This is a genomic window from Halomonas sp. JB37, assembly GCF_002332255.1.
Classification (GTDB): Bacteria; Pseudomonadota; Gammaproteobacteria; order Pseudomonadales; family Halomonadaceae; genus Vreelandella; species Vreelandella casei.
This window is the reverse complement of sequence record NZ_NRGW01000001.1, coordinates 2,744,783-2,765,262: the sequence shown is the minus strand read 5'-3', so window position 1 is coordinate 2,765,262 and position 20,480 is coordinate 2,744,783. Positions and strand designations below refer to the sequence as shown.

The window sequence follows — 20,480 nt, the reverse complement described above, 5'->3', positions numbered from 1 at the left end:
CTTAATAATCGCAACATCGGTTAGCGTGATAGCGCTTAGTAGAGTTATAGTACGTTGTTCGATAATGTATTAGAACGCTGTTTTTTTAAATGCGGCAGCGGCAAGTGGCGTATATATAGTTAGCCCTAGCCGCGTCGCGCTAAGAGTCAACTGAGCTATGACAGAGACACCCTTCATAGAAATTGAAGATCTTTATTTTTCTCGTGGCGATCACGAGATTTTTCGTGGCGTCAATATGACGATTCCGCGGGGTAAAGTCACTGCTATCATGGGGCCCAGTGGCACCGGCAAGACAACGCTGCTTAAGCTCATAGGTGGCCAGTTGGCACCGGACCGAGGACGAGTCTTAATTGATGGTCAGGACGTTCATCGCCTCTCACGCAAAGCGCTGTTCACGCTACGTAAACGCATGGGTATGCTGTTTCAAAGTGGTGCGTTATTTTCAGATTTAGACGTGTTTGAAAATGTCGCCTTTCCGCTGCGCGTGCACACCGACTTGCCCGACACGATGGTGCGTGATCTGGTGCTGCTGAAGCTGCAGGCGGTAGGTTTGCGTGGAGCGCGTGAATTAACTCCCGCAGAGCTTTCAGGCGGAATGGCGCGGCGAGTCGCCTTGGCGCGAGCCGTAGCACTAGACCCCGAGCTGGTTTTGTACGATGAGCCTTTCGTTGGTCAGGACCCTATTTCAATGGGCGTTTTGGTTCAGCTGATTAAGCGCCTCAGTCAAGCGCTACAGCTGACCTCTGTCGTGGTCTCGCACGATATTAAAGAAACCTTGAGTATTGCGGACTACCTCTATTTGATCGCTGATGGGCAGGTAGTGGCGCATGGCACGCCGCAAACGCTGGATATCAACCAGGATCCACGGGTTAGTCAATTTGTTCATGGCGAGCCCGACGGTCCCGTGCCGTTTCACTACCCCGCTGAGGCGTTTTATCGCGATATTCTGGGGCAAGCCGCGCTACGACAATAGGCAAAATGTACAAAGGCAGGGTCAATGCAGTCAAAATTCTCAAACGGCACCGCGCGTATTACCCGTCTGGGGCGCAAAGGGTGCGATTTAATGGAAGCCTTAGGCCGCGCTGGTGTGTTTCTTGCCCAGTCGGCAGTCGGCGTTCCCTCTCGGGAGGGATGGCGGTTATGGGTGCATCAAATGCACTTTGTTGGCGTACTCTCGTTGGCTATTGTGCTGGTGTCAGGGCTGTTTATCGGCATGGTGCTGGCGCTGCAGGGGTACACCATTTTGGTCGATTTTGGCGCTGAGCAAGCGCTGGGTCAAATGGTGGCGCTGTCTCTGCTGCGTGAGCTCGCGCCGGTGGTGGCCGCGCTGTTGTTTGCTGGCCGCGCCGGCTCTGCGTTGACCGCAGAAATTGGATTAATGAAAGCCACTGAGCAGTTAACCAGCATGGAGATGATTGGCGTTGATCCATTGCGCAGAGTCGTGGCGCCACGGCTGTGGGCGGGGTTCGTGTCACTGCCTATTCTGACCGTCGGGTTTAGCGTGGTGGGTATTTGGGGTGGTTATTTAGTCGGCGTTGAGTGGCTAGGCGTGTTTGAAGGCTCCTATTGGAGCAATATGCAGGCTAACGTCGCCTTCGTTAACGATGTTGGCAATGGCGTGATCAAAAGCTTGGTCTTTGCCCTGGTAGTGACGTGGATTGCTGTCTTTCAAGGATATGATCTGGTGCCTACCTCTGAAGGTATCTCACGTGCCACCACGCGCACGGTTGTGTATTCGTCGCTTGCAGTTCTGGGGCTTGATTTTGTGATGACGGCCGTTATGTTTGGCGGCCTTTGATGGGTGGAGTCGTTTCATGAGACGTAGTAAAAGCATGGAGTTTGGTGTTGGCCTGTTTATGATTGCCGGCATTTTGGGCTTGGTATTCCTCGGCTTGCGCGTCAGTGGGCTAACGCTTTCAGCGCCCTCGCAGTCGTTTCAGTTGGAAGCTAACTTTGCCAATATCGGCGGGCTAAAGCCGCGTGCGCGGGTCACCATGGCAGGCGTAACGGTAGGGCGGGTAGAAAGCATTGAGCTAGACCAGCAGTGGTATGATGCCCGCGTGGTATTGAGCTTGAATAGCGAGCTTGAAGGCCAGCTGTCTAGCGACTCCATTGCCTCTATCCTAACCGCAGGTCTTCTGGGTGAGCAGTATATTGGCCTGAGTGTAGGCGGTGATCCTGACATGCTCGAAGACGGCGACTCGATTCGTGACACCCAGTCTGCGCTGGTGCTAGAAGAACTTATTCAACAATTTGTGTCCAATATGGCAAGCAGTTAATGGCAACAAGACGTTAAACGCCGTTCTCATAGGATAACGAGTAGGGAGATTAAAGTGATGAAAAAAGCAAATAACGCCGTTAGCCGTTGGCTTGTCGCAGCCACCATGCTGGTTGCAATGTCGCTACCTTTTCAGGCGCTGGCGCAGTCTCAATCGCCCGAAGATATGATCCGTGACAATATAAGTTCGTTAATGGCGGATCTTGACGGTAGAGAAGACTACTACGCCAATAACTTGAATGAGCTTGAAGCGCTGGTGGATAGCAGCCTCGATCAAGTAGCTGACTTTCGCTATATCGGTGCTAGCGTCATGGGTAACTATTTCCGCAATGCTTCACCGGAGCAGCGTAGTCGCTTTGCCGATGTGTTTCGTCAAACATTGATTGACACCTATACGCGTGGATTGGTGACCTTTGATTATGACGAGCTGCGAGTGCTGGATTCCCAGCAGGCTCAGCGCTACGACGACCAAGCTAGTGTTGCCATGGAAGTAGTTGCCAACAACGGCCAAGTGTATCCCGTGAGCTATAGCCTGAGACTTTCAGGTGGCGAATGGCGTGTGGTCAATGTAATCGTCAATGGCATTAATTTGGGCCTAACATTCCGTAATCAGTTCGACCAGGCGATGCGTGATAATAACCGCGATTATGATGCGGTCATTAATGGGTGGTCGCCCGAAGTAGGCGTTGAAGAGTTGGAACAAGGAGGCGATGCGTGACAGTGCTGTATTCGCACACTGACGTCTCTATTCACGTAGAAACCACGGCTCTAAGGGTCATAGGCGACGTAAACGTAGCACTGGCGGCCGATTTGGCCGCCAGTGGCGTTAAGTGGCTGAAAAGCACTGAGCTAGACGCCGTGACGTTTGATTTTAGCGGCGTTGATAAAGCCAGCAGCGTTGCTATTAGCGTGCTGTTTGAATGGCTGCGTATTTGCCAGCAGCGTGCCATCGGCGTTGATGCGATTGATTTGTCTGAGCCGCTTAAGCGGCTAGCGTCATTGGCTGAGTTGGACGATCTAATTGAGAACCCGTCCACGGCGCTAGCCGTTTAACAGTGCGGCATCGCCAAGTGCACCGCTTTTCTTTATTATGTCGACCCGCTTACGCTCATTAATCACGATGACCCCAAAGGAGTTTTCTGCCCCATGCAACCCAACGAGGTAAAAGCACTGCTTGAGTCCCGTATCGACGGATGCCAGTTTCACATCCAGGGTGAAGGCTGTAATTTTCAGGTGATTGCGGTTGGCGAAGCCTTTGACGGCCTTTCTCCGGTCAAACGTCAGCAGTTAGTTTACTCTGCGCTCAGCGACGAAATCGCTTCGGGTGCTCTCCACGCTATTAGCATCAAAACGTTTACTCCGACGCAGTGGCAAACTGCGTCGGAGAACGTTCAATAACGGCATTCCTATGGATAAATTACTCATTACCGGCAACGGGTCGGTAGACGGTGAAGTGTGGGCAAGCGGCGCTAAAAATGCAGCGCTGCCTATTCTGTGTGCCAGCCTGTTGGCCGATGGCCCCGTGATTATTGGTAATCTTCCGCATCTTCAAGATATTACCACCACGCTAGAGCTGCTAGGCCGTATGGGCGTTGAACCGGTGATGGGCGAAAAGCTGAGCATACAGTTGGATGGTTCGCAGGTTACTCACTGCCACGCGCCTTATGAACTTGTTAAAAAGATGCGTGCGTCCATCCTCGTTTTAGGCCCCTTACTGGCTCACTTTGGCAAGGCCGATGTATCGCTACCCGGCGGCTGTGCGATTGGTTCGCGTCCGGTGGATTTGCACATTCGTGGCTTAGAAGCCATGGGGGCGGAGATACGCGTTGAAGCAGGCTATATCCGTGCGCGTGTCGATGGCCGCCTGAAGGGCGCCACTATATATTTCGATACGGTAACGGTAACCGGCACCGAAAACCTGCTGATGGCTGCCACGTTGGCCGAAGGCAAAACGATTCTCGAAAACGCTGCCCGCGAGCCTGAAATTGTTGATTTGGCGCAGTGCTTGATCAAAATGGGCGCTAAAATCAGCGGCCATGGTACTGATACCATTACTATTGAGGGTGTCGATAAGCTGCACGGCTGTGAGCACGATGTAATGCCTGATCGTATCGAAACCGGTACTTTCCTGGTCGCTGCTGCTATGACCGGTGGGCGGGTAAAGGTTAAACGCACCCGTGCAGACATTCTTGATGCCGTTATTGCTAAGTTAGAAGAAGCCGGTGCCGAGGTTACCAGTGGCGATGACTGGATTGCATTGGATATGCATGGTCAGCGCCCCAAGGCCGTTAATATTCGCACGGCGCCTTATCCTGCTTTCCCTACCGACATGCAGGCACAGTTTGTGGCTATGAATGCGGTGGCCGTAGGCAACTCTCGCGTGGTTGAGACCATTTTTGAAAATCGCTTCATGCACGTTCAAGAGCTTAATCGAATGGGCGCTAAGATCGTACTGGAAGGTAATACGGCCTTGATTGAAGGGGTTGAAAAGCTTTCCGGCGCGCCAGTGATGGCCACCGATCTGCGTGCCTCCGCGTCACTAGTCATCGCGGCGATGATGGCCGAGGGCGAAACGCTGGTAGATCGGATCTACCACATTGATCGTGGCTACGAATGTATCGAAGAGAAAATGCAGCTGCTGGGTGCGCGTATTCGCCGTATTCCAGGTTAAAACCGACGGGCCGACACGATGAGTAAGCAACTGATTTTAGCCCTCTCGAAGGGCCGTATTCTTGAAGAAACGCTGCCACTATTGGCCGATGCGGGTATCACGCCCGCAGAGGATCTAAGCAAAAGCCGCAAGCTGCTATTTGATACCAATCTGCCCGATGTGAAACTGGTAATTCTGCGGGCGACCGACGTGCCAACCTACGTTCAGCTAGGCGCTGCGGACGTGGGTATCGCAGGTAAAGATGTGCTGCTTGAACATGGTGCTGAAGGCCTGTATGAGCCGCTAGATCTAGATATTGCTCGCTGCAAATTGATGACGGCTGGGGTTAAGGGCCAGTTGCCTGCTCGCGCCCGGCGTCGTGTGGCGACTAAGTTTGTCAATATAGCTCGCCGTTACTATGCCGAGCAGGGGATTCAGGCTGAGGTGATCAAGCTTTACGGCGCCATGGAGCTTGCGCCCCTGATGAACCTAGCCGATGAGATTGTCGATATCGTCGATACCGGCAATACTCTGCGGGCGAACGGGATGGAGCCGCGTGAGTTCATTGCCCATATCAGTACGCGATTAGTGGTTAATAAAGCGGCCATGACAATGAAGCATGAGCGTATTCAGCCGCTCTTGGCGCGTTTAGAAAGCGCGGTCAAAAAGCGCCAGATAGCACTTGCCGATTGATCTGAGGTAATCCATGAACGAGCTCACAAGCGAACAAACTGCTGCCACGGTATCACGCCTGTCGACCAGCGCTGCTGACTTCCACCAGCGTCTTGATGCTTTGCTGGACTGGGAGGGCGTATCCGATAAAGCGGTGCAGGCACGGGTTGATGAAATTCTTGCTAGCGTTAAGCAGCATGGCGACGCTGCCGTGATCGATGCCACTAATCGTTTTGATCGCCTTTCCGCTACTTGTATGGACGAGCTGCGGTTAACGCATGAGCAGTTGAAGCACGCGTATGACCACTTGCCCGCCAGCCAGCGCGATGCGCTGACGAAGGCAGCAGAGCGAATTAAGCGCTATCACGAGCGTCAGAAGCCGAATTCTTGGCAGTATGAAGAAGCTGATGGCACGGTGTTAGGGCAAAAAGTGACGCCGCTTGATCGCGCCGGTATTTATGTTCCAGGCGGTAAGGCGGCTTACCCGTCGTCGGTACTGATGAATGCCATTCCCGCTCATGTGGCAGGGGTGCGTGAAATAGTCATGGTAGTGCCCACTCCGGATGGCGTCTTAAACCAGCTGGTGCTAGCCGCGGCGCATTTGGCCGGTGTCGACTATGTATTCACTATCGGCGGTGCGCAGGCGATCGCCGCGCTCGCTTATGGTACTGAAAGCGTGCCTCGGGTCGACAAGATTGTGGGGCCGGGCAATATTTACGTCGCGACGGCTAAACGTGCGGTGTTTGGTCAGGTGGGTATTGATATGATCGCCGGTCCGTCGGAGATCATGGTCGTTTCCGATGGGCAAACTGATCCTGACTGGCTGGCGATGGATTTGTTTTCTCAGGCAGAGCACGATGAAGATGCTCAGGCGATATTAATTAGTTGGGATGCCGAGCATTTAGACGCTGTCGAGGCTGCAATTGAGCGATTGCTGCCGAGTTTAGAGCGTGAAGGCATTGTACGTGAGTCGCTGCGCAACCGTGGTGCCCTCATTCATTGCCAGGATGCCGAAGAGGCCGTGACGATCATCAATCGCGTTGCGCCAGAGCATTTAGAGCTATCGGTCGCTGCGCCTGAGGCATGGCTAGACGATATTCGTCACGCCGGTGCGATCTTTATGGGGCGTTACACCGCGGAAGCTTTAGGTGATTACTGTGCAGGGCCCAATCACGTGCTGCCCACGTCAGGCACCGCACGCTTCTCTTCTCCGCTAGGCGTGTATGATTTTCAGAAGCGCTCATCTATCATTCACTGTTCTGCTGCCGGAGCATCCGAGCTGGGCAAGATCGCTTCGGTATTGGCCAGGGGCGAGTCGCTAACGGCTCATGCACGCTCCGCTGAATACCGCATCCGAGATTAAGTTTCTCGTAGCTTTCTTTGTGAATAGTGCTGGGGGCGGATCCGCTACGCCAACGAGACACTATTATGAGTCGCGTTGGCGTGGCACGACTTCGTTAATAGGGATAGCTGGAGGCGGCCGTTCGCCCACCACTAGCGTCATGTCCATACGCTCGCCGCTACGTACGATGGTCAGCGGCAGCGAAGTGCCCGGTGGAATCGAGGCGATGTCACTCATCGCGGTGCGCGCATCCAAGATAGCTTGCCCATTAACGGCGAGCAGTACGTCGCCAGGCTCCAGTCCGGCTTCATCGGCGGGACCATCACTGACAACCCCGGCGACGATAACGCCCTGCGGTGTTTGCAGGCCAAAAGAGGCGGCAAGCTCGCGGGAAAGTGCCTGAGCCTCGATGCCCAGCCAGCCACGAATGACGCGTCCTTGAGTGACAAGTTCATCGAGTATGCTGTGGGCGAGATTGGCAGGGATTGCAAAGCCAATGCCCTGTGAGCCGCCAGAGCGCGAGAAAATAGCCGTATTGATGCCTACTAGCGCGCCGTCAGGATTGACTAAAGCGCCCCCCGAGTTGCCTGGGTTGATGGCGGCATCAGTTTGTATGAAGTCTTCGTAGGCATTGAGCCCTAAATGATTACGCCCAGTGGCGCTGATAATGCCCATGGTCACTGTTTGGCCCACGCCGAACGGGTTGCCGATGGCCAGCGCCACGTCGCCAACCGCCACGTCTGCTGAGTCGGTCAGCTCAATCACCGGCAAATCGTCTAGCTCAATACGCAGCACTGCCAGGTCGCTTTCAGGGTCAGTCCCAATCACTTCAGCTAGCGTCTCACGTCCATCGCGTAAGGCTACTTGAATCTCATCAGCCCCGTTGATGACATGGTGATTAGTGAGCACATAGCCATCGTCACTCACGATTACGCCAGAGCCCAGGCTCGAAAGCATGCGCTGATGGGTAGTCGTGTCATCGCCCTGGTCATCAAAGAACTGCTGGAAAAAAGGATCAGACATCAGCGGATGCTGGTCGCGCTCTACAATGCGCGAAGAGTAAATGTTGACGACGGCGGGGGCGGCTTGATCCACCGCATATGAGTAGCTAGAAGGCCCTTGGTTACGTGCCATCGGTTCTGCTTGATGTATTTCGGGGGCGGGGCGGTTGGGGCTTGGTTCGACAACGGCCGGTACCGTGACCACTGCAGGAGTAGTTTCTTGCGTCGCTGGGCTTTGAAACGGGTTTGATAACAGATCTGGGAGCCCCGGTAAGATCAGCAAAGCGATCAATACGCCAGTGATGACTGGCCATAAATAAGGCAGCACATAGCGTCTCATGCAAAAAATTCCTTAACGAGTCAGTCTTGCCAATCGTGACAAAAGAAGCGAGTTTAACAATAGCCGTATGGTAACACTTTCTTAGCGAGTTCCTCACGGGTGCAATTCAACCATTAACGAAAGGAGTCAGCATGATATATCGCGACCAACTAGTGGCAGCCTGTGATCATCAGCTGCGCGCCGCCCAATTCAAAGACTTTACGATTAATGGGCTGCAGGTCGCTGGCACTGATTGTGTTAAACGCGTGATGACGGGCGTGACGGCTTGCCAAGCACTGCTGGACGAAGCGGTCGCTTGGAAGGCAGACATGGTGCTGGTGCATCACGGCTACTTTTGGAAAAACGAGCCCGTTGCTATTACCGGTATGAAGCAGAAGCGCATCAAAACGCTGCTCGATCATGGGATTAATTTACTCGCTTATCACTTGCCCCTTGATGCGCATGCAGAGTTAGGTAATAACGCCGAGCTGGCTAGGCGTTTGGGTTGGAAAGTGGAGGGGTGCATTGATGGTGAGCTGGGGGAGGGGCTCTTATGGTCTGGGCGTTTAACTCAGCCGAGCTCGATACACGTGCTAGCTGCGCAAATCTCTCAGTCGTTGCAGCGTGAGCCGCTGATGATTGAAGCGCCGCAAGTGGGCGAAATTGAGCGAATTGCTTGGTGCACCGGCGGCGCTCAAGACATGATAGCCTCTGCGTATGAAGCCGGTGCGCAGGTGTTTGTATCGGGTGAGATATCGGAGCGAACCACGCATCTTGCGCGCGAAATGGGTATTCATTATATCGCCGCGGGGCATCATGCTACCGAGCGTTACGGTATTCAGGCGTTGGGGGAGTGGCTGGCCGATGAGTATGCGATTGAGCACCGGTTTGTGGATATTGATAATCCTGCCTAGAGGTCTTTATAACCAGTGGACCCCGACGCGTTTTTAGCCATCAGTCGCTAATAACGGCTTTTGACGGCTGTCGGGGCCTGCTATGTGGATTAATAGCGTGGTGGCTGGGGAGTGGCTACCTCATGGCTTTTTAAGCCGAAATTTTCGGATAGCGTGCCACCTTTGCCGTCAGCGTAATCACGCGGCATCGCGGGCGGGGTGTTATCTTCTGATGGTTGCTGTTTTGAATTGATGCCGGAAAGATCCAGGCTATGCTGAACGGCAGCATCCCGAATGTTCCATTCCGCGGCGTCCTCTTTGAGCTGAAGTTCCAGCTGGTTAGCTTCATCACGAATATTGCTGAGACGTTCGTATATGCCGGTTAAATGGTTGCCTACGCTGGTCTTCATTTCGGCAATTTGATGTTCGCGTTCAAGCAGCTGCTGGCGCATGGAGGCCGTCTCGCGCTGGCTTTTACTGAATAGGCGATAGCAGCCCATTCCGACAATAAAACCGACGATAAGACCGATAACAGCAAAGGTTAATGGTGAGCTTGCGTCCACAGTGTTCTCCCTGGCGCCTTGTATATAACAGCCGACGTTATTAGCCAGCTGTTGTGAGCTAACAGACTGCCATTATAGGCGTCAGTCCGCTAGTCGGGTCAATCCGCTCATGCGTTATGGTGCCTCAATGGGTATAATCGCAGCCTTTTAAGGCGGGTAGTAACGATTGTGGCTACCGCTTTGCACGCTGTAGGAGGCGATTGCATGTCATCAACATCTGCTGCGGGTAGGTCTGTGCCAAAAGCGCGTCCTGCGACGCCTATAGAGCGCTATCGCGCGGACTTAGAACGCGATGATTTTCAATATGATGCAGCGCAAGAGCTAGCGGTAACGCACTTACAGCGACTTTACGATGAGCTTGTCGCGGCGCCAACAACCATGCCCAAGGCGTTGGTTGCCCACAAGGGGTTTAAAGCCAAAATGGCGGGGCTAATGGGAAAGAAGTCATCTTCTTCTCGTGAGCCCATGCTGCCTCAGGTAAAAGGGCTCTACTTTTGGGGCGGTGTAGGGCGTGGCAAGACCTACTTAGTCGATACATTTTATGAGGCGCTGCCTTTTTCAGACAAAATGCGCACTCACTTTCATCGCTTTATGCAGCGCGTTCACAATGAGTTGACGCACTATAAAGGCGAAAAAAACCCCTTAACACTGATTGCTGGGAAGTTTGCGACCGAGTATCGAGTGATCTGCTTCGATGAGTTTTTTGTCAAAGATATTACCGACGCAATGATTCTTGCCAACCTGCTGGAGGCGCTCTTTGAACGAGGCGTGGTGTTGGTCGCGACCTCTAATATCGTGCCTGACGATTTGTACAAAGAAGGATTACAGCGGGCACGTTTCCTACCGGCTATCGAACTTGTTAATCGTCATTGCGACGTGGTGAATGTGGACTCTGGCGTTGACTACCGGTTGCGTGCGCTAGAGCGTGCCGCCATTTTTTACTCGCCGCTGAATGATTCGGCTGAGCGTGAGCTGTCGCGAAGCTTTAGAGAGATAGCTGGGCATGAGGGCGAGTCAGACGCCTCGTTAGAGATAAATGGTCGCGTGCTAAAAGCACGCCGACTGCATGAAGATATTGCTTGGTTTGAGTTTTTAGAGCTATGTGATGGCCCGCGCAGCCAAAATGACTACATTGAGCTGGCGCGAGAGTTTCATACCGTATTGGTGTCTAACGTTGTGCGTATGGATGCCAAAACGGATGATCAGGCGCGCCGTTTTATCAATATGGTCGATGAGTTTTATGATCGCGGCGTCAAGCTACTGATGTCGGCAGAAGTGTCCGTCGAGCAGCTGTATAGCGATGGAAAGCTGACGTTTGAGTTCCAGCGTACTCTTTCGCGCCTGCAAGAAATGCAGTCGCAGGAGTATCTGGCGCTAGCACATAAACCCTAACCATTGCTGGTAGTGTAAAAAAGTGGTGATGCGGCTTAACTTGTCTCGGTCCTTGCTGTAGAATGCCGCCTCGCTACATGTTGCTTGCAATGCAGGCAACCAAGAAAAATAGGGATGGTGCTTCGCCGTGTAAGCGGTGTGAGTCGCCCAATACATTTAATCTGGTGATTTCATCCATGAAGACGTTCAGTGCTAAGCCTGAGTCCGTCCAGCGCGACTGGTATGTTGTCGACGCTAAGGACAAAACGCTCGGTCGTCTGGCAACCGAGATTGCTCGCCGCTTACGTGGCAAGCATAAGCCCGAATTTACCCCTCACGTTGATACTGGCGACTACATTGTCGTGATCAACGCAGAGAAAGTCCACGTGACCGGTAACAAGGCGAAGGCTAAAACCTACTATCGCCACACTGGTTACCCGGGCGGTCTGCGCTCTATGACATTCGACAAAATGCTGGATCATGCCCCTGAGCGCATCATCGAGTCTGCCGTTAAAGGCATGTTGCCGAAAGGTCCTTTGGGCCGCGCCATGTACACTAAATTGAAAGTGTACGCCGGTGCTGAGCATCCGCATGCTGCCCAACAGCCGCTTGAACTGAACATCTGAGGAAATCTTCGCCATGACACAGCAGTATTACGGTACCGGGCGCCGCAAGACTTCCACCGCTCGCGTGTTTATGAAGCCGGGCTCTGGTAAAATTACCGTCAACAATCAAGACCTTGACCTTTATTTTGGTCGTGTAACGGGTCGTATGGTTGTTCGTCAGCCGCTTGAGTTGACTGAAACGGTAAGCCAGTTTGACATCTTCGTGACTGTCGCTGGCGGCGGCGGCTCTTCTCAAGCTGGCGCCATTCGTCACGGCATTACTCGCGCCCTGATGAACTACAACGAAGACCTTCGTCCTTCGCTACGAGCCGCTGGCTACGTAACGCGTGACGCACGTCAAGTTGAGCGTAAGAAAGTTGGTCTACGCAAAGCACGTCGTCGTCCGCAGTTCTCCAAGCGCTAATTTTAACCAGCGCTGCAAAACGCCCAGGTCATCGACCTGGGCGTTTTTTATTGGAATCTCAAAAAGATAGGCTGTCCGAATTGTCATCGTCGTGTACGGTCGGTCATTATTGTTCACCGCAAGGCTTTTCAGCATAGCGGGTAGGCTAGGGGGAGGGATCTGAAATGGCAGATAGCGGCATTAACAAAAGCCGACGCCGTTTCCTCGTGGTGGCCACCTCCGTTGTCGGGGCGGTTGGGGCTATCGGGGTGGCGGTCCCCTTTGTGGCTTCTTGGCAGCCTAGTGCTCGGGCCAAGGCGGCTGGTGCTCCCGTTCGGGCAGATATCTCGCGTCTTGAGCCAGGGCAGAGGGTGATCGTTGAGTGGCGCGGCCGTCCTGTGTGGATTATTAGCCGCACGCCCGAAATGATTGCGCGAACGCAGGCAATAGATGTGACGAGCTTGGCAGACCCAGATTCCAATGTTCCGCAGCAACCGGCCTATATTGCCGGTGGCTTGCGCTCTGTGACGCCAGAAATTGGCGTGCTTGTGGGTATTTGTACTCACTTGGGGTGTTCGCCGCTTTTCCGGCCAGAGCCAGATGCTGCCGGGGTGGGTGTTGATAACTGGCCGGGCGGCTTCTTTTGTCCTTGCCACGCCTCGCGCTTTGATTTGGCTGGCCGCGTGTTCAGTAACGTTCCTGCGCCAACCAATCTTGAGGTGCCGCCTTATCGATTTGCAAGCGATGACATTATTGTCATTGGCGAAGATGAGGAGGCCTGATGGAAGAGTGCAATAAGGCTAAGGCTGAAAAAGGGGTTATGCGCTGGATAGATGACCGCTTCCCCGCTACACGGATGTGGCAAAATCATCTTTCCCGCTACTACGCACCAAAGAATTTCAACTTTTGGTACTGTTTTGGCTCATTGGCGCTGCTGGTTTTAGTTAATCAAATTCTGACGGGCATTTGGCTGGCGATGAGTTTTAATCCCTCTGCTGAGGGTGCATTTGCATCTATCGAATATATTATGCGCGACGTGGAGTGGGGGTGGTTGATACGTCATATGCACACCACGGGCGCTTCAGCCTTCTTTATCGTTGTTTATCTGCATATGTTTAGGGGGCTTTTATATGGCTCTTATAAGGCGCCGCGCGAGCTAGTGTGGATATTTGGCATGAGCATCTATCTGGTATTAATGGCCGAGGCTTTTATGGGCTATCTGCTCCCATGGGGTCAAATGTCTTATTGGGGCGCGCAGGTCATTACGTCGCTATTCTCTGCTATTCCGGGGTTAGGTCCTGATTTGGCGCAGTGGATACGCGGTGACTATCTTATTTCAGGTATCACCCTTAACCGTTTTTTTGCGTTACATGTTATTGCTCTACCCATCGTTATTCTAGCGCTTGTGGTGCTGCATATTATTGCGCTGCATGAAGTGGGTTCCAATAACCCTGACGGTATCGATATCCAGCAGCACAAAGGTGGGGCAGGTGTGCCGTTAGATGGAATACCCTTTCACCCTTACTACACTGTCAAAGACCTTGTTGGCGTAGCCATATTCTTGTTCGTTTTTTGCGTGGTGGTGTTTTATTTTCCGGAAGGCAGCGGATATTTTATTGAAAAATCCAACTTTGAACCCGCCAATCCTCTGCAAACACCCGATCATATTGCGCCCGTTTGGTACTTCACGCCCTTTTACGCGATTCTGCGTGCTATCACCTTCTCGGTATTTGGCTTAGAGGCTAAGTTTCTGGGCATTATGTTTATGGGAGGGGCCATTGCGGTGCTTTTCGTTTTGCCTTGGCTTGATCGCAGTCCGGTGCGGTCTATGCGCTATAAAGGGTGGATGTCCAAAGCCATGCTGCTTTTATTCGTTGTTAGTTTTGTGCTCCTAGGAATTTTAGGTGTTCTGCCGTCAACCGCGGGACGAACCATGTTGGCGCAGGTGTGTACCTTTGTTTATTTTGCTTTCTTCCTGTTAATGCCGATTTATACCAAGCTTGAGAAGACAAAGCCGCTTCCTAGTAGGGTGACCGGCTAATGAGAATGCGCCGATTGAGAATGTTAGTCGTTGGGTGTTTCATCGCTACGTTGGCAGCCGCTAGTGCTGGCGCGGCCCATTCGATGGAGCCTGACCTGCAGGATCAAGCGTCGCTGCAAAATGGCATGAAGCTGTTTGTGAACTACTGCATGGGCTGCCATTCGCTGGAATATCAGCGTTTTTCTCGGGCGGCTGATGATTTAGGGATTCCGCAGGACTTGGTTGAGGCGAATCTAATTTTTTCGTCTGAATTAGCCTATAACGATCAAATGCTTATAGCGCTTGAAAGTGACGATGCCACTGTGTGGTTTGGTGCTGTGCCGCCAGACTTGACCCTGCAGGCGCGTCTGCGCAGTCCTAATTGGATTTACGCTTTTTTACTCGGTTTTTATCAAGATTCTAGTCAGCCGACGGGTGTTAACAATACGGTATCCGATTCAGTGGCTATGCCTAATGTGCTGGAGCCTTTGCAAGGTGTGCAGGCGCTGGTCTGCGCTCAGGAAGATGGCCGGGACGCGAATGCGCTGTCTGCTCAGGGCTCATCCTGCGAGGGGCTTAAAATAACCCAGCCAGGCGAGCTGGCGCCCGCTGAGTTTGAGAAGGTCGTTTATGATTTAACTAATTTTCTTGCTTATGTTGGTGAGCCTTCCCGGCTTAAGGCTCAAGCATTGGCGCCTAAAGTACTGATCTTTATTTTCATTTTTGGGGTGATGGCTTACCTGCTCAAGCGCGAGTATTGGCGAGACATTCACTAATTCGCCGGTTCTGGCGGGCAATGGGGCGTGCGACAAAGGCTGCGCACCTTTTTGACTGCCAGCATGGCAACAAAAGCAAAGCAAGCTAGCTTCCCCTAAGGGAGTGCTGGCGTGTTATTATCCAAGATTGTTTTGATGCGAGGATGCTTTCATGGGTGTTGTGGCCAAGCGGTCGTCGATGATCTTTTACTCGGGTAGTGATGATCATTTCAGTCATCGTGTGCGCATTGTGTTGGCCGAGAAGGGGGTTGCCGTTGATATCGTCGATGTACTCGACGAAAAACCACCGGAAGAGCTGGCAGACCTCAATCCGTACAATAGCGTACCGACGCTATTAGATCGTGACCTGGTGCTGTATGAATCCAAAGTCATGATGGAGTACTTGGATGAGCGTTTCCCGCATCCTCCGCTATTGCCTGTTTATCCTGTGGCGCGTGCACAAAGCCGCCTATGGATGCACCGCATTGAGCGCGAGTGGTGCCCAATGGTCGACCAAATTCGCAGCGGTGGAAAAAAAGAAGCGGATAAAGCACGTAAAGAACTACGCGAGAGCCTCATTGGTATCTCGCCGATCTTTGAAGACATGCCTTACTTCATGAGTGAAGAGTTTACGCTGGTGGATTGCTGTTTAGCACCGGTTCTTTGGCGTTTGCCGGATCTCAATATTGAACTGCCCGAAAAGCAGGTCAAGCCCTTGTTGAGTTACATGTCGCGAGTATTTGAGCGTGAAGCGTTTAAGGCATCTTTAAGTGAGCGTGAAAAAGAGATGCGCGCTTGAATTCATTCGGCTCCCTTGCCTTGAGTAAAGGCAGGGAGCCTTACTGTTGGAGGAGGGAGTCTAGATGAAATCGAGTCGCCCCTATCTCGCCCGAGCGCTTTATGAGTGGTTGTTAGATAATGAGTTAACACCTTACCTGGTAGTGGATGCCACTCAGCCAGGTGTCGAGGTGCCTCGCCAGCTAGTGCAAAATGGCCAGATTGTATTAAACGCGGCGCCGACGGCGGTGCGTGATTTTTTCATGGAAAACGAGGCGATCAGTTTTAATGCTCGCTTTGGTGGCCAGCCGATGCAGGTGATGATTCCTACGCCAGCATTAATTGCTATTTACGCCCGTGAAAACGGCGCGGGGATGGTGTTTGGTCATGAGCCCGAACTTGAAGATGGGGCCGAGTCCTTTGGTGACATTGAGGATGACGGTAACGCTTCTGATCCGTCAGAGCCTTCAGCTACAAAACGAGAGCTCTCAGCCAAACGAGAGTTAGCTAAGCCAGAGCTGTCGATCACCGCGCCAGTTCCTGAGGAAGGCAATAGTTCCAAGGCTTCCTCAAAAGCGTCGGGTGACGATGCTAAGCCGAAGAAAAAGCCAACGCTAAGGGTTGTTAAATAACCAGCCTTGGCATTGCGTAATAAAAAAGCCTCGCTCTTAGATAAGAGCGAGGCTTTTTAATGGCGGCGCAGTTAGTCGATGTATTCAAATACCTTAACAATGCGCTGCACGCCGCCCACGGCGGAAGCGGCGTTGACGATACGGTCTGCCTCTTCACGCGTAACAATCCCCATCAGGTAGACGCTAGCGTTTTCAGTGGTTACTTTTATTTTTCCAGAATCGATATGATCATTAGTCGCTAAGTGGCTAACGACATTAGTGGTAAGCCACGTATCGGTCAGCCGTTGGCTGGCCGGAAGGCGTGCCGCAACGGTCAGCTCGTTATGTACTTCATTAACGCCTCGCAAATTGCCTGTCACTTCGCCGGCCATGTCGCGAAGCTCTTCGCTTGGCACTTGACCAACCAGTAAGACCGCACCATTAAAGCTATTAGCGCGTATTCGCGCATCGCCCAGGCGTGCATCGGCTCGTTCTAGCGCGCGCTCAACTTCACGCTCGATGGTGGCATCAACGGCTTCAACATCGTTACTACGCTGGGAGTAGTTAGACTGATTGGACGCGGAGTTATTGGCGCAGCCGCTGAGCAGCAGTACTGCGCAAAGGGTGGCCGCCATTAAGCTGCGGGGAGAGAGGCGCTGGGTCATCGTATAGCTCCATGATGCAAGTGGTTTACGCATAGTTATATATGAAACATGCTGGTAAGAAAAATACTGATAAAAACTTCGAAGCCGATAGGCGTTTAGGCGCTGCCAAACAGCTGTTCATCAATGAGGTCACATAGGCAGTGAATAACCAGCAGATGAACTTCCTGTATGCGAGCCGTAGAGGTGGCGGGGACGCGAATCTCGCAGTCATCCTGCCCCAGCAGTGATGCCATATCGCCACCGTCACGTCCGGTTAGCGCAACCACGGTCATATCACGGTCATGGGCGGCCTGAATGGCTTGTACGATGTTGCCGGAATTGCCGCTGGTGGAAATGGCCAATAGCACATCGCCAGGCTGGCCGAGCGCGCGGATCTGCTTGGAAAAGACTTCGTTGTAGCTGTAGTCATTCGCAATCGACGTAAGCGTAGACGTGTCAGTAGTGAGCGCCAATGCAGGTAGGCTAGGGCGCTCTCGCTCGAAGCGATTGAGTAGCTCAGATGAGAAGTGCTGGCTGTCGCCTGCGCTACCGCCATTGCCGCAAGAAAGAATTTTTCCTTCGCTGACGAGACACTGCACCATCATTTGGCTCGCCACTTCAATAAACGGTGGAAGTACTTCGCTGGCGTAGGTCTTGGTGTCAATGCTGTCGTTAAAATGGCCAAGTATACGAGTCTGAAAGTCCATCAGGGCTTCCTGGTTAGATAGAGTCAAAAGGCATCAAAAGCAGCTTTCGCCCAATGAAACTCTAAGTTGGGCGACTTGCCAATAATTGCCAGGATATCAAACCGACAGGGCGATGAAAGCCCGCCGCGAGCGAGATATAGCCTTGCAGCGCGTATTAGGCGCTGCTGCTTTTGATACGTGACGGTTTCCAGCGGGTGCCCGTAGCGCGTGGTGGTGCGATGTTTGACTTCGACAAACACAAGAATATCGCCATCTCGCATCACCAAGTCAAGCTCACCCCCTTTCACGTAATGATTTTGCGTAACGAGGGTGAGGCCTTGCTGGCACAGCCATTGAGCAGCCATTTGCTCTATGGCCGCGCCGCGCGCCCGAGCGGTTTGGGCATTATTCGCCACTGTTATCCAAGTTAGGAATTAAAATAGGGGCGGGTGCACCGTTTTGAAACTTCGCCCATGGCAGTTCGCGGTAAATGCGTCCGTCACTTCTCAAGGACAGCGTGCCGGTGCTGCCACTTAAACCTTCTAACTCCGCTAGGTTAGAAAAGCGAATAGCCAGCTCGTAAGCATCAACGCCCATCGCCATTAGGCGGAACATTGAGGCATCGGACTCATCGCGTAAGCTGCGGTAAGAGGCTGAGAAGGGCAGTGCTTCTTCGCCACCGACGGCCGCGTCCGGAATTTGCCACGGGATATCCATGAACATCACATCGTTAAGGTCTTGGTCCAGGCGGGTCTGTAGGCGCCCTTCGTGTAGATGTGAGGTGGCGTAGATGGGTAAGTCAGGGGCGTAGTAGTAATCCATCGTAGGCGGTACTTGGCGAGCATATTCTGGCAAGGCAAGTAGAAAGAGGGCATCAATGTTGCCTAAGCGTGCACGTTCACCGCTAACATTGAGTGCGCTTTGGACTGCGGTAGAAACAGAGCTTTCAGGATTGTAGCGAACGGCATTGGTAATTTCGCCACCCTGGCTTTTCCACTCGTTCCAGAAGGCTTCGCCTACGCGTCGACCCCAGCCATTATCGGGCACCATCATTGACATTTGACGGTGACCATCTTGCCAAGCGCGTCGAGCGGCTTGGCGAGCTTCATCTTCAGCGGACAGACCATACTGGAACAGGCGCTGTGCCTGGTTGTGGTCACCGCTGCCGTAATTGAGGGCCAGTGTCGGCAGGGGTACGCTGTCGCGCTGTTCTAGCTGAGTGACCTGGTCTTTATCAAGCGGGCCAATCATTAGCTGAGCATTCATCTGCTGAGCCTGCTGGTACAGCTCATCCAGTGAATAACGTGAGGCATCTAGAAAGCTTAGCTCTGTGTTATCGCCTTTGGTGTCATGATGGTTGCGCATGGCGGTCGCGATGGTATTAGCAACGCTGCTAAGCGGGCCCGATTCGGGTAGGGCAACCACAATGCGGCGTATTTCTTGGCCTTCAAGCTCGGGTAGCGCAACATTGGCCATGCCCTGCTGATCTAACGCTTCTCGTGCCCAGCGCTGGCGTTCCTCCAGGGTTTCCTGTTGATTGGCCTGCATCGGCAGTTCGTCGTTGAGTACCTGAGTTGCGCGTAGCACGGCACGTGGGTCATCTAGCGCCCGTGCCAGTTCAGAGAAAAGCAGCGCCCAACGCACGCGATCGCCTTCCGATAAGAGGCTTTCATCAATGGCATCGGCGGTTTCAAACGCTTTATCACGCTCGCCTTGACCGGCCAAAATGCTGGCTGCTTCGAGGCGGGTTTTAGCGGCTTGCTCCGGTGCTTGTTGTTCTGCCTGGCTGAGTAATTGGCCGGCGTCCTCGCCGGACACGCGGTCAACCACGTTGGGCGGCTGCATAGCACAGCCCGCAACCAGAAGTGCCATGAGGGCAGCGGCGAGTAAGCCACGTAATGACTGTTTCATGTATCCTTCCTTAAAATGTACATTTGCGCTGTCGCAGCTTGCCTGCGATTGACGAGGCCACTGCACAAGCATAGCGCACCGGCAGAGCAAGCCATCAACGAATCGAGAGTCATCAATGACAGATCATAATCCGGGCACATTGTACGTGGTTGCTACGCCAATTGGGAACTTAGAAGACTTAACCTCACGTGCCGTCCGAGTATTAGGGCAAGTATCGCGCATTGCCGCGGAAGATACTCGTCATAGTGCCCGTCTTTTGGCACATTTAGGGCTGAATAAGCCGATGCTTTCATTGCATGAGCATAATGAGGCGCGCCGGGTTGATACGTTAGACAGCTATCTTGCTACGGGCGAAGACATTGCGCTGATCAGTGATGCAGGTACGCCGCTGATTAGCGATCCAGGTTTTGTACTAGTGCGCGAGCTGCGCGCTCGTAATCGTCACATTGTGCCGATCCCCGGCCCTTGCGCACTGATTACAGCGCTTTCGGGGGCAGGTTTGCCGACTGATCGCTTTGTGTTTGGTGGTTTTTTGCCCGCTAAGCCAGGCGCTCGCCGTCAGGCGTTAGAGTCTTGGAAAACCCGCGAAGAGACGCTGGTGTTTTATGAATCTCCTCATCGCATCGTGCATACCCTGGAGGCCTTGCAAGAACAGATGGCTGAGCGGGACGTAGTGCTGGCGCGTGAGTTGACGAAAACCTTTGAGACGTTTCTGCACGGCACCCCAGAGCGGTTATTGGCACAGCTGGCGGCGGATCCGAATCAGGCGCGTGGCGAGTTTGTGGTGATCGTGGCCGGTGCGCCGCCCGTTACGCAAAGTGAGCGCCAGGATATTTCAGCAGATACGCTGTTAGAAACGCTATTGGCGGAGGGCGTTGGAGTGAAGCAGGGCGCCGCGATTGCTGCGCGAATGCTCGGTGGACGCAAGCAAACTTGGTACGCTCGTTTGCAAGCAATCAAAGGTGAGCATTGAGGCTAG

The 20,480-nt window shown here is 53.1% G+C and carries 25 protein-coding genes; 19 read left to right on the top strand and 6 right to left on the bottom strand.

Annotated features, from left to right (window positions below):
• Positions 1 to 157: 157 nt before the first annotated feature.
• The 9 genes from CIK78_RS12880 (at position 158) to hisD (ending at position 6,963) form a co-directional block, all read left to right on the top strand.
• Positions 158 to 973: an ATP-binding cassette domain-containing protein gene (locus CIK78_RS12880; RefSeq protein WP_096280765.1), complete on the top strand. Its 816-nt coding sequence runs from the start codon at positions 158 to 160 to the stop codon at positions 971 to 973.
• 24 nt (positions 974 to 997) lie between these two features.
• Positions 998 to 1,798 (top strand): lipid asymmetry maintenance ABC transporter permease subunit MlaE, encoded by an 801-nt coding sequence (mlaE, locus tag CIK78_RS12875; RefSeq protein WP_096280762.1) that lies wholly within the window; start codon positions 998 to 1,000, stop codon positions 1,796 to 1,798.
• Between the two features lie 16 nt (positions 1,799 to 1,814).
• Positions 1,815 to 2,279, top strand: a complete 465-nt coding sequence (gene mlaD / locus CIK78_RS12870) for an outer membrane lipid asymmetry maintenance protein MlaD (protein ID WP_096280760.1) — start codon at positions 1,815 to 1,817, stop codon at positions 2,277 to 2,279.
• A 57-nt stretch (positions 2,280 to 2,336) separates the two neighbouring features.
• On the top strand, positions 2,337 to 2,996 hold the full coding sequence (locus tag CIK78_RS12865) for an ABC transporter substrate-binding protein (protein WP_096280757.1): 660 nt from the start codon (positions 2,337 to 2,339) through the stop codon (positions 2,994 to 2,996).
• A complete protein-coding gene (locus CIK78_RS12860) occupies positions 2,993 to 3,331 on the top strand; it encodes an STAS domain-containing protein (RefSeq protein WP_096280753.1) in 339 nt (112 codons plus the stop codon). Before CIK78_RS12865 ends, CIK78_RS12860 begins: the two co-directional genes overlap by 4 nt.
• Before the next feature lie 93 nt (positions 3,332 to 3,424).
• Positions 3,425 to 3,676 (top strand): BolA family protein, encoded by a 252-nt coding sequence (locus CIK78_RS12855; protein ID WP_096280750.1) that lies wholly within the window; start codon positions 3,425 to 3,427, stop codon positions 3,674 to 3,676.
• Positions 3,677 to 3,686: 10 nt separating this feature from the next.
• Complete coding sequence (murA, locus tag CIK78_RS12850) at positions 3,687 to 4,949, top strand: UDP-N-acetylglucosamine 1-carboxyvinyltransferase (protein WP_096280748.1); 1,263 nt, start codon at positions 3,687 to 3,689, stop codon at positions 4,947 to 4,949.
• An 18-nt stretch (positions 4,950 to 4,967) separates the two neighbouring features.
• Entirely contained in the window at positions 4,968 to 5,621 is a 654-nt protein-coding gene (gene hisG / locus CIK78_RS12845; RefSeq protein ID WP_096280745.1) for an ATP phosphoribosyltransferase, read from the top strand.
• A 13-nt stretch (positions 5,622 to 5,634) separates the two neighbouring features.
• Entirely contained in the window at positions 5,635 to 6,963 is a 1,329-nt protein-coding gene (gene hisD / locus CIK78_RS12840) for a histidinol dehydrogenase (protein ID WP_096280742.1), read from the top strand.
• Between the two features lie 63 nt (positions 6,964 to 7,026).
• Here hisD and CIK78_RS12835 read toward each other — a convergent pair whose 3' ends face one another.
• On the bottom strand, positions 7,027 to 8,283 hold the full coding sequence (locus CIK78_RS12835; protein WP_096280739.1) for a Do family serine endopeptidase: 1,257 nt from the start codon (positions 8,281 to 8,283) through the stop codon (positions 7,027 to 7,029).
• Positions 8,284 to 8,414: 131 nt separating this feature from the next.
• On the opposite strand from CIK78_RS12835, the gene CIK78_RS12830 reads away from it, so the two are divergent.
• Positions 8,415 to 9,176, top strand: a complete 762-nt coding sequence (locus CIK78_RS12830) for a Nif3-like dinuclear metal center hexameric protein (RefSeq protein ID WP_096280736.1) — start codon at positions 8,415 to 8,417, stop codon at positions 9,174 to 9,176.
• Between the two features lie 89 nt (positions 9,177 to 9,265).
• On the opposite strand, the gene CIK78_RS12825 is transcribed toward CIK78_RS12830, so the two are convergent.
• The gene (locus tag CIK78_RS12825; RefSeq protein ID WP_096280734.1) at positions 9,266 to 9,718 is read right to left on the bottom strand and encodes a DUF1043 family protein; all 453 of its coding nucleotides are present in this window, start codon (positions 9,716 to 9,718) and stop codon (positions 9,266 to 9,268) included.
• Positions 9,719 to 9,922: 204 nt separating this feature from the next.
• Here CIK78_RS12825 and zapE point away from each other — a divergent pair, with 204 nt between their 5' ends.
• The 8 genes from zapE (at position 9,923) to CIK78_RS12785 (ending at position 16,281) form a co-directional block, all read left to right on the top strand.
• Positions 9,923 to 11,110, top strand: a complete 1,188-nt coding sequence (zapE, locus tag CIK78_RS12820) for a cell division protein ZapE (protein ID WP_096280731.1) — start codon at positions 9,923 to 9,925, stop codon at positions 11,108 to 11,110.
• Positions 11,111 to 11,286: 176 nt separating this feature from the next.
• Positions 11,287 to 11,715 (top strand): 50S ribosomal protein L13, encoded by a 429-nt coding sequence (gene rplM, locus CIK78_RS12815; protein WP_096280728.1) that lies wholly within the window; start codon positions 11,287 to 11,289, stop codon positions 11,713 to 11,715.
• Between the two features lie 13 nt (positions 11,716 to 11,728).
• Positions 11,729 to 12,118: a 30S ribosomal protein S9 gene (gene rpsI / locus CIK78_RS12810; protein WP_096280725.1), complete on the top strand. Its 390-nt coding sequence runs from the start codon at positions 11,729 to 11,731 to the stop codon at positions 12,116 to 12,118.
• Positions 12,119 to 12,282: 164 nt separating this feature from the next.
• Positions 12,283 to 12,879: a ubiquinol-cytochrome c reductase iron-sulfur subunit gene (gene petA, locus CIK78_RS12805; RefSeq protein WP_096280722.1), complete on the top strand. Its 597-nt coding sequence runs from the start codon at positions 12,283 to 12,285 to the stop codon at positions 12,877 to 12,879.
• Positions 12,879 to 14,138: a cytochrome bc complex cytochrome b subunit gene (locus CIK78_RS12800; protein ID WP_096280719.1), complete on the top strand. Its 1,260-nt coding sequence runs from the start codon at positions 12,879 to 12,881 to the stop codon at positions 14,136 to 14,138. Before petA ends, CIK78_RS12800 begins: the two co-directional genes overlap by 1 nt.
• Positions 14,139 to 14,158: 20 nt before the next feature.
• Positions 14,159 to 14,893, top strand: coding sequence for a cytochrome c1 (locus CIK78_RS12795; RefSeq protein WP_255249124.1), 735 nt, complete (start codon positions 14,159 to 14,161; stop codon positions 14,891 to 14,893).
• 151 nt (positions 14,894 to 15,044) lie between these two features.
• On the top strand, positions 15,045 to 15,671 hold the full coding sequence (gene sspA, locus CIK78_RS12790) for a stringent starvation protein SspA (protein WP_096280716.1): 627 nt from the start codon (positions 15,045 to 15,047) through the stop codon (positions 15,669 to 15,671).
• Between the two features lie 64 nt (positions 15,672 to 15,735).
• Positions 15,736 to 16,281 carry a ClpXP protease specificity-enhancing factor gene (locus tag CIK78_RS12785; RefSeq protein WP_096280713.1) on the top strand — a complete coding sequence of 182 codons (546 nt, stop codon included), beginning with the start codon at positions 15,736 to 15,738 and terminating at the stop codon, positions 16,279 to 16,281.
• Positions 16,282 to 16,352: 71 nt separating this feature from the next.
• Here the strand turns inward: CIK78_RS12785 and CIK78_RS12780 are convergent, their stop codons facing one another.
• The 4 genes from CIK78_RS12780 to CIK78_RS12765 form a co-directional block, all read right to left on the bottom strand.
• On the bottom strand, positions 16,353 to 16,925 hold the full coding sequence (locus CIK78_RS12780; protein ID WP_096280710.1) for a BON domain-containing protein: 573 nt from the start codon (positions 16,923 to 16,925) through the stop codon (positions 16,353 to 16,355).
• Positions 16,926 to 17,020: 95 nt separating this feature from the next.
• On the bottom strand, positions 17,021 to 17,611 hold the full coding sequence (locus CIK78_RS12775) for a phosphoheptose isomerase (RefSeq protein ID WP_096280705.1): 591 nt from the start codon (positions 17,609 to 17,611) through the stop codon (positions 17,021 to 17,023).
• A gap of 23 nt (positions 17,612 to 17,634) precedes the next feature.
• Positions 17,635 to 18,006: a YraN family protein gene (locus CIK78_RS12770; protein ID WP_096280702.1), complete on the bottom strand. Its 372-nt coding sequence runs from the start codon at positions 18,004 to 18,006 to the stop codon at positions 17,635 to 17,637.
• Positions 17,996 to 19,501 carry a penicillin-binding protein activator gene (locus tag CIK78_RS12765; protein WP_096280699.1) on the bottom strand — a complete coding sequence of 502 codons (1,506 nt, stop codon included), beginning with the start codon at positions 19,499 to 19,501 and terminating at the stop codon, positions 17,996 to 17,998. The genes CIK78_RS12770 and CIK78_RS12765 overlap by 11 nt, the downstream gene beginning before the upstream one ends.
• A 115-nt stretch (positions 19,502 to 19,616) precedes the next feature.
• Between CIK78_RS12765 and rsmI the strand changes: the two genes are divergently transcribed.
• Positions 19,617 to 20,474: a 16S rRNA (cytidine(1402)-2'-O)-methyltransferase gene (gene rsmI, locus CIK78_RS12760; RefSeq protein ID WP_096280697.1), complete on the top strand. Its 858-nt coding sequence runs from the start codon at positions 19,617 to 19,619 to the stop codon at positions 20,472 to 20,474.
• The last annotated feature ends 6 nt before the right edge of the window (positions 20,475 to 20,480 follow it).

Bases quoted from the DNA above. Each gene is read 5' to 3' on its own strand.
- CIK78_RS12765 (WP_096280699.1), bottom strand. From the start codon at position 19,501: ATGAAACAGTCATTACGTGGCTTACTCGCCGCTGCCCTCATGGCACTT.
- CIK78_RS12880 (WP_096280765.1), top strand. From the start codon at position 158: ATGACAGAGACACCCTTCATAGAAATTGAAGATCTTTATTTTTCTCGT.
- rsmI (WP_096280697.1), top strand. From the start codon at position 19,617: ATGACAGATCATAATCCGGGCACATTGTACGTGGTTGCTACGCCAATT.
- CIK78_RS12855 (WP_096280750.1), top strand. From the start codon at position 3,425: ATGCAACCCAACGAGGTAAAAGCACTGCTTGAGTCCCGTATCGACGGA.
- CIK78_RS12785 (WP_096280713.1), top strand. From the start codon at position 15,736: ATGAAATCGAGTCGCCCCTATCTCGCCCGAGCGCTTTATGAGTGGTTG.
- petA (WP_096280722.1), top strand. From the start codon at position 12,283: ATGGCAGATAGCGGCATTAACAAAAGCCGACGCCGTTTCCTCGTGGTG.
- rpsI (WP_096280725.1), top strand. From the start codon at position 11,729: ATGACACAGCAGTATTACGGTACCGGGCGCCGCAAGACTTCCACCGCT.
- zapE (WP_096280731.1), top strand. From the start codon at position 9,923: ATGTCATCAACATCTGCTGCGGGTAGGTCTGTGCCAAAAGCGCGTCCT.
- CIK78_RS12835 (WP_096280739.1), bottom strand. From the start codon at position 8,283: ATGAGACGCTATGTGCTGCCTTATTTATGGCCAGTCATCACTGGCGTA.
- mlaD (WP_096280760.1), top strand. From the start codon at position 1,815: ATGAGACGTAGTAAAAGCATGGAGTTTGGTGTTGGCCTGTTTATGATT.
- hisD (WP_096280742.1), top strand. From the start codon at position 5,635: ATGAACGAGCTCACAAGCGAACAAACTGCTGCCACGGTATCACGCCTG.
- CIK78_RS12780 (WP_096280710.1), bottom strand. From the start codon at position 16,925: ATGACCCAGCGCCTCTCTCCCCGCAGCTTAATGGCGGCCACCCTTTGC.
- sspA (WP_096280716.1), top strand. From the start codon at position 15,045: ATGGGTGTTGTGGCCAAGCGGTCGTCGATGATCTTTTACTCGGGTAGT.
- rplM (WP_096280728.1), top strand. From the start codon at position 11,287: ATGAAGACGTTCAGTGCTAAGCCTGAGTCCGTCCAGCGCGACTGGTAT.
- CIK78_RS12865 (WP_096280757.1), top strand. From the start codon at position 2,337: ATGAAAAAAGCAAATAACGCCGTTAGCCGTTGGCTTGTCGCAGCCACC.
- CIK78_RS12795 (WP_255249124.1), top strand. From the start codon at position 14,159: ATGTTAGTCGTTGGGTGTTTCATCGCTACGTTGGCAGCCGCTAGTGCT.
- CIK78_RS12775 (WP_096280705.1), bottom strand. From the start codon at position 17,611: ATGGACTTTCAGACTCGTATACTTGGCCATTTTAACGACAGCATTGAC.
- hisG (WP_096280745.1), top strand. From the start codon at position 4,968: ATGAGTAAGCAACTGATTTTAGCCCTCTCGAAGGGCCGTATTCTTGAA.
- murA (WP_096280748.1), top strand. From the start codon at position 3,687: ATGGATAAATTACTCATTACCGGCAACGGGTCGGTAGACGGTGAAGTG.
- CIK78_RS12800 (WP_096280719.1), top strand. From the start codon at position 12,879: ATGGAAGAGTGCAATAAGGCTAAGGCTGAAAAAGGGGTTATGCGCTGG.
- mlaE (WP_096280762.1), top strand. From the start codon at position 998: ATGCAGTCAAAATTCTCAAACGGCACCGCGCGTATTACCCGTCTGGGG.
- CIK78_RS12830 (WP_096280736.1), top strand. From the start codon at position 8,415: ATGATATATCGCGACCAACTAGTGGCAGCCTGTGATCATCAGCTGCGC.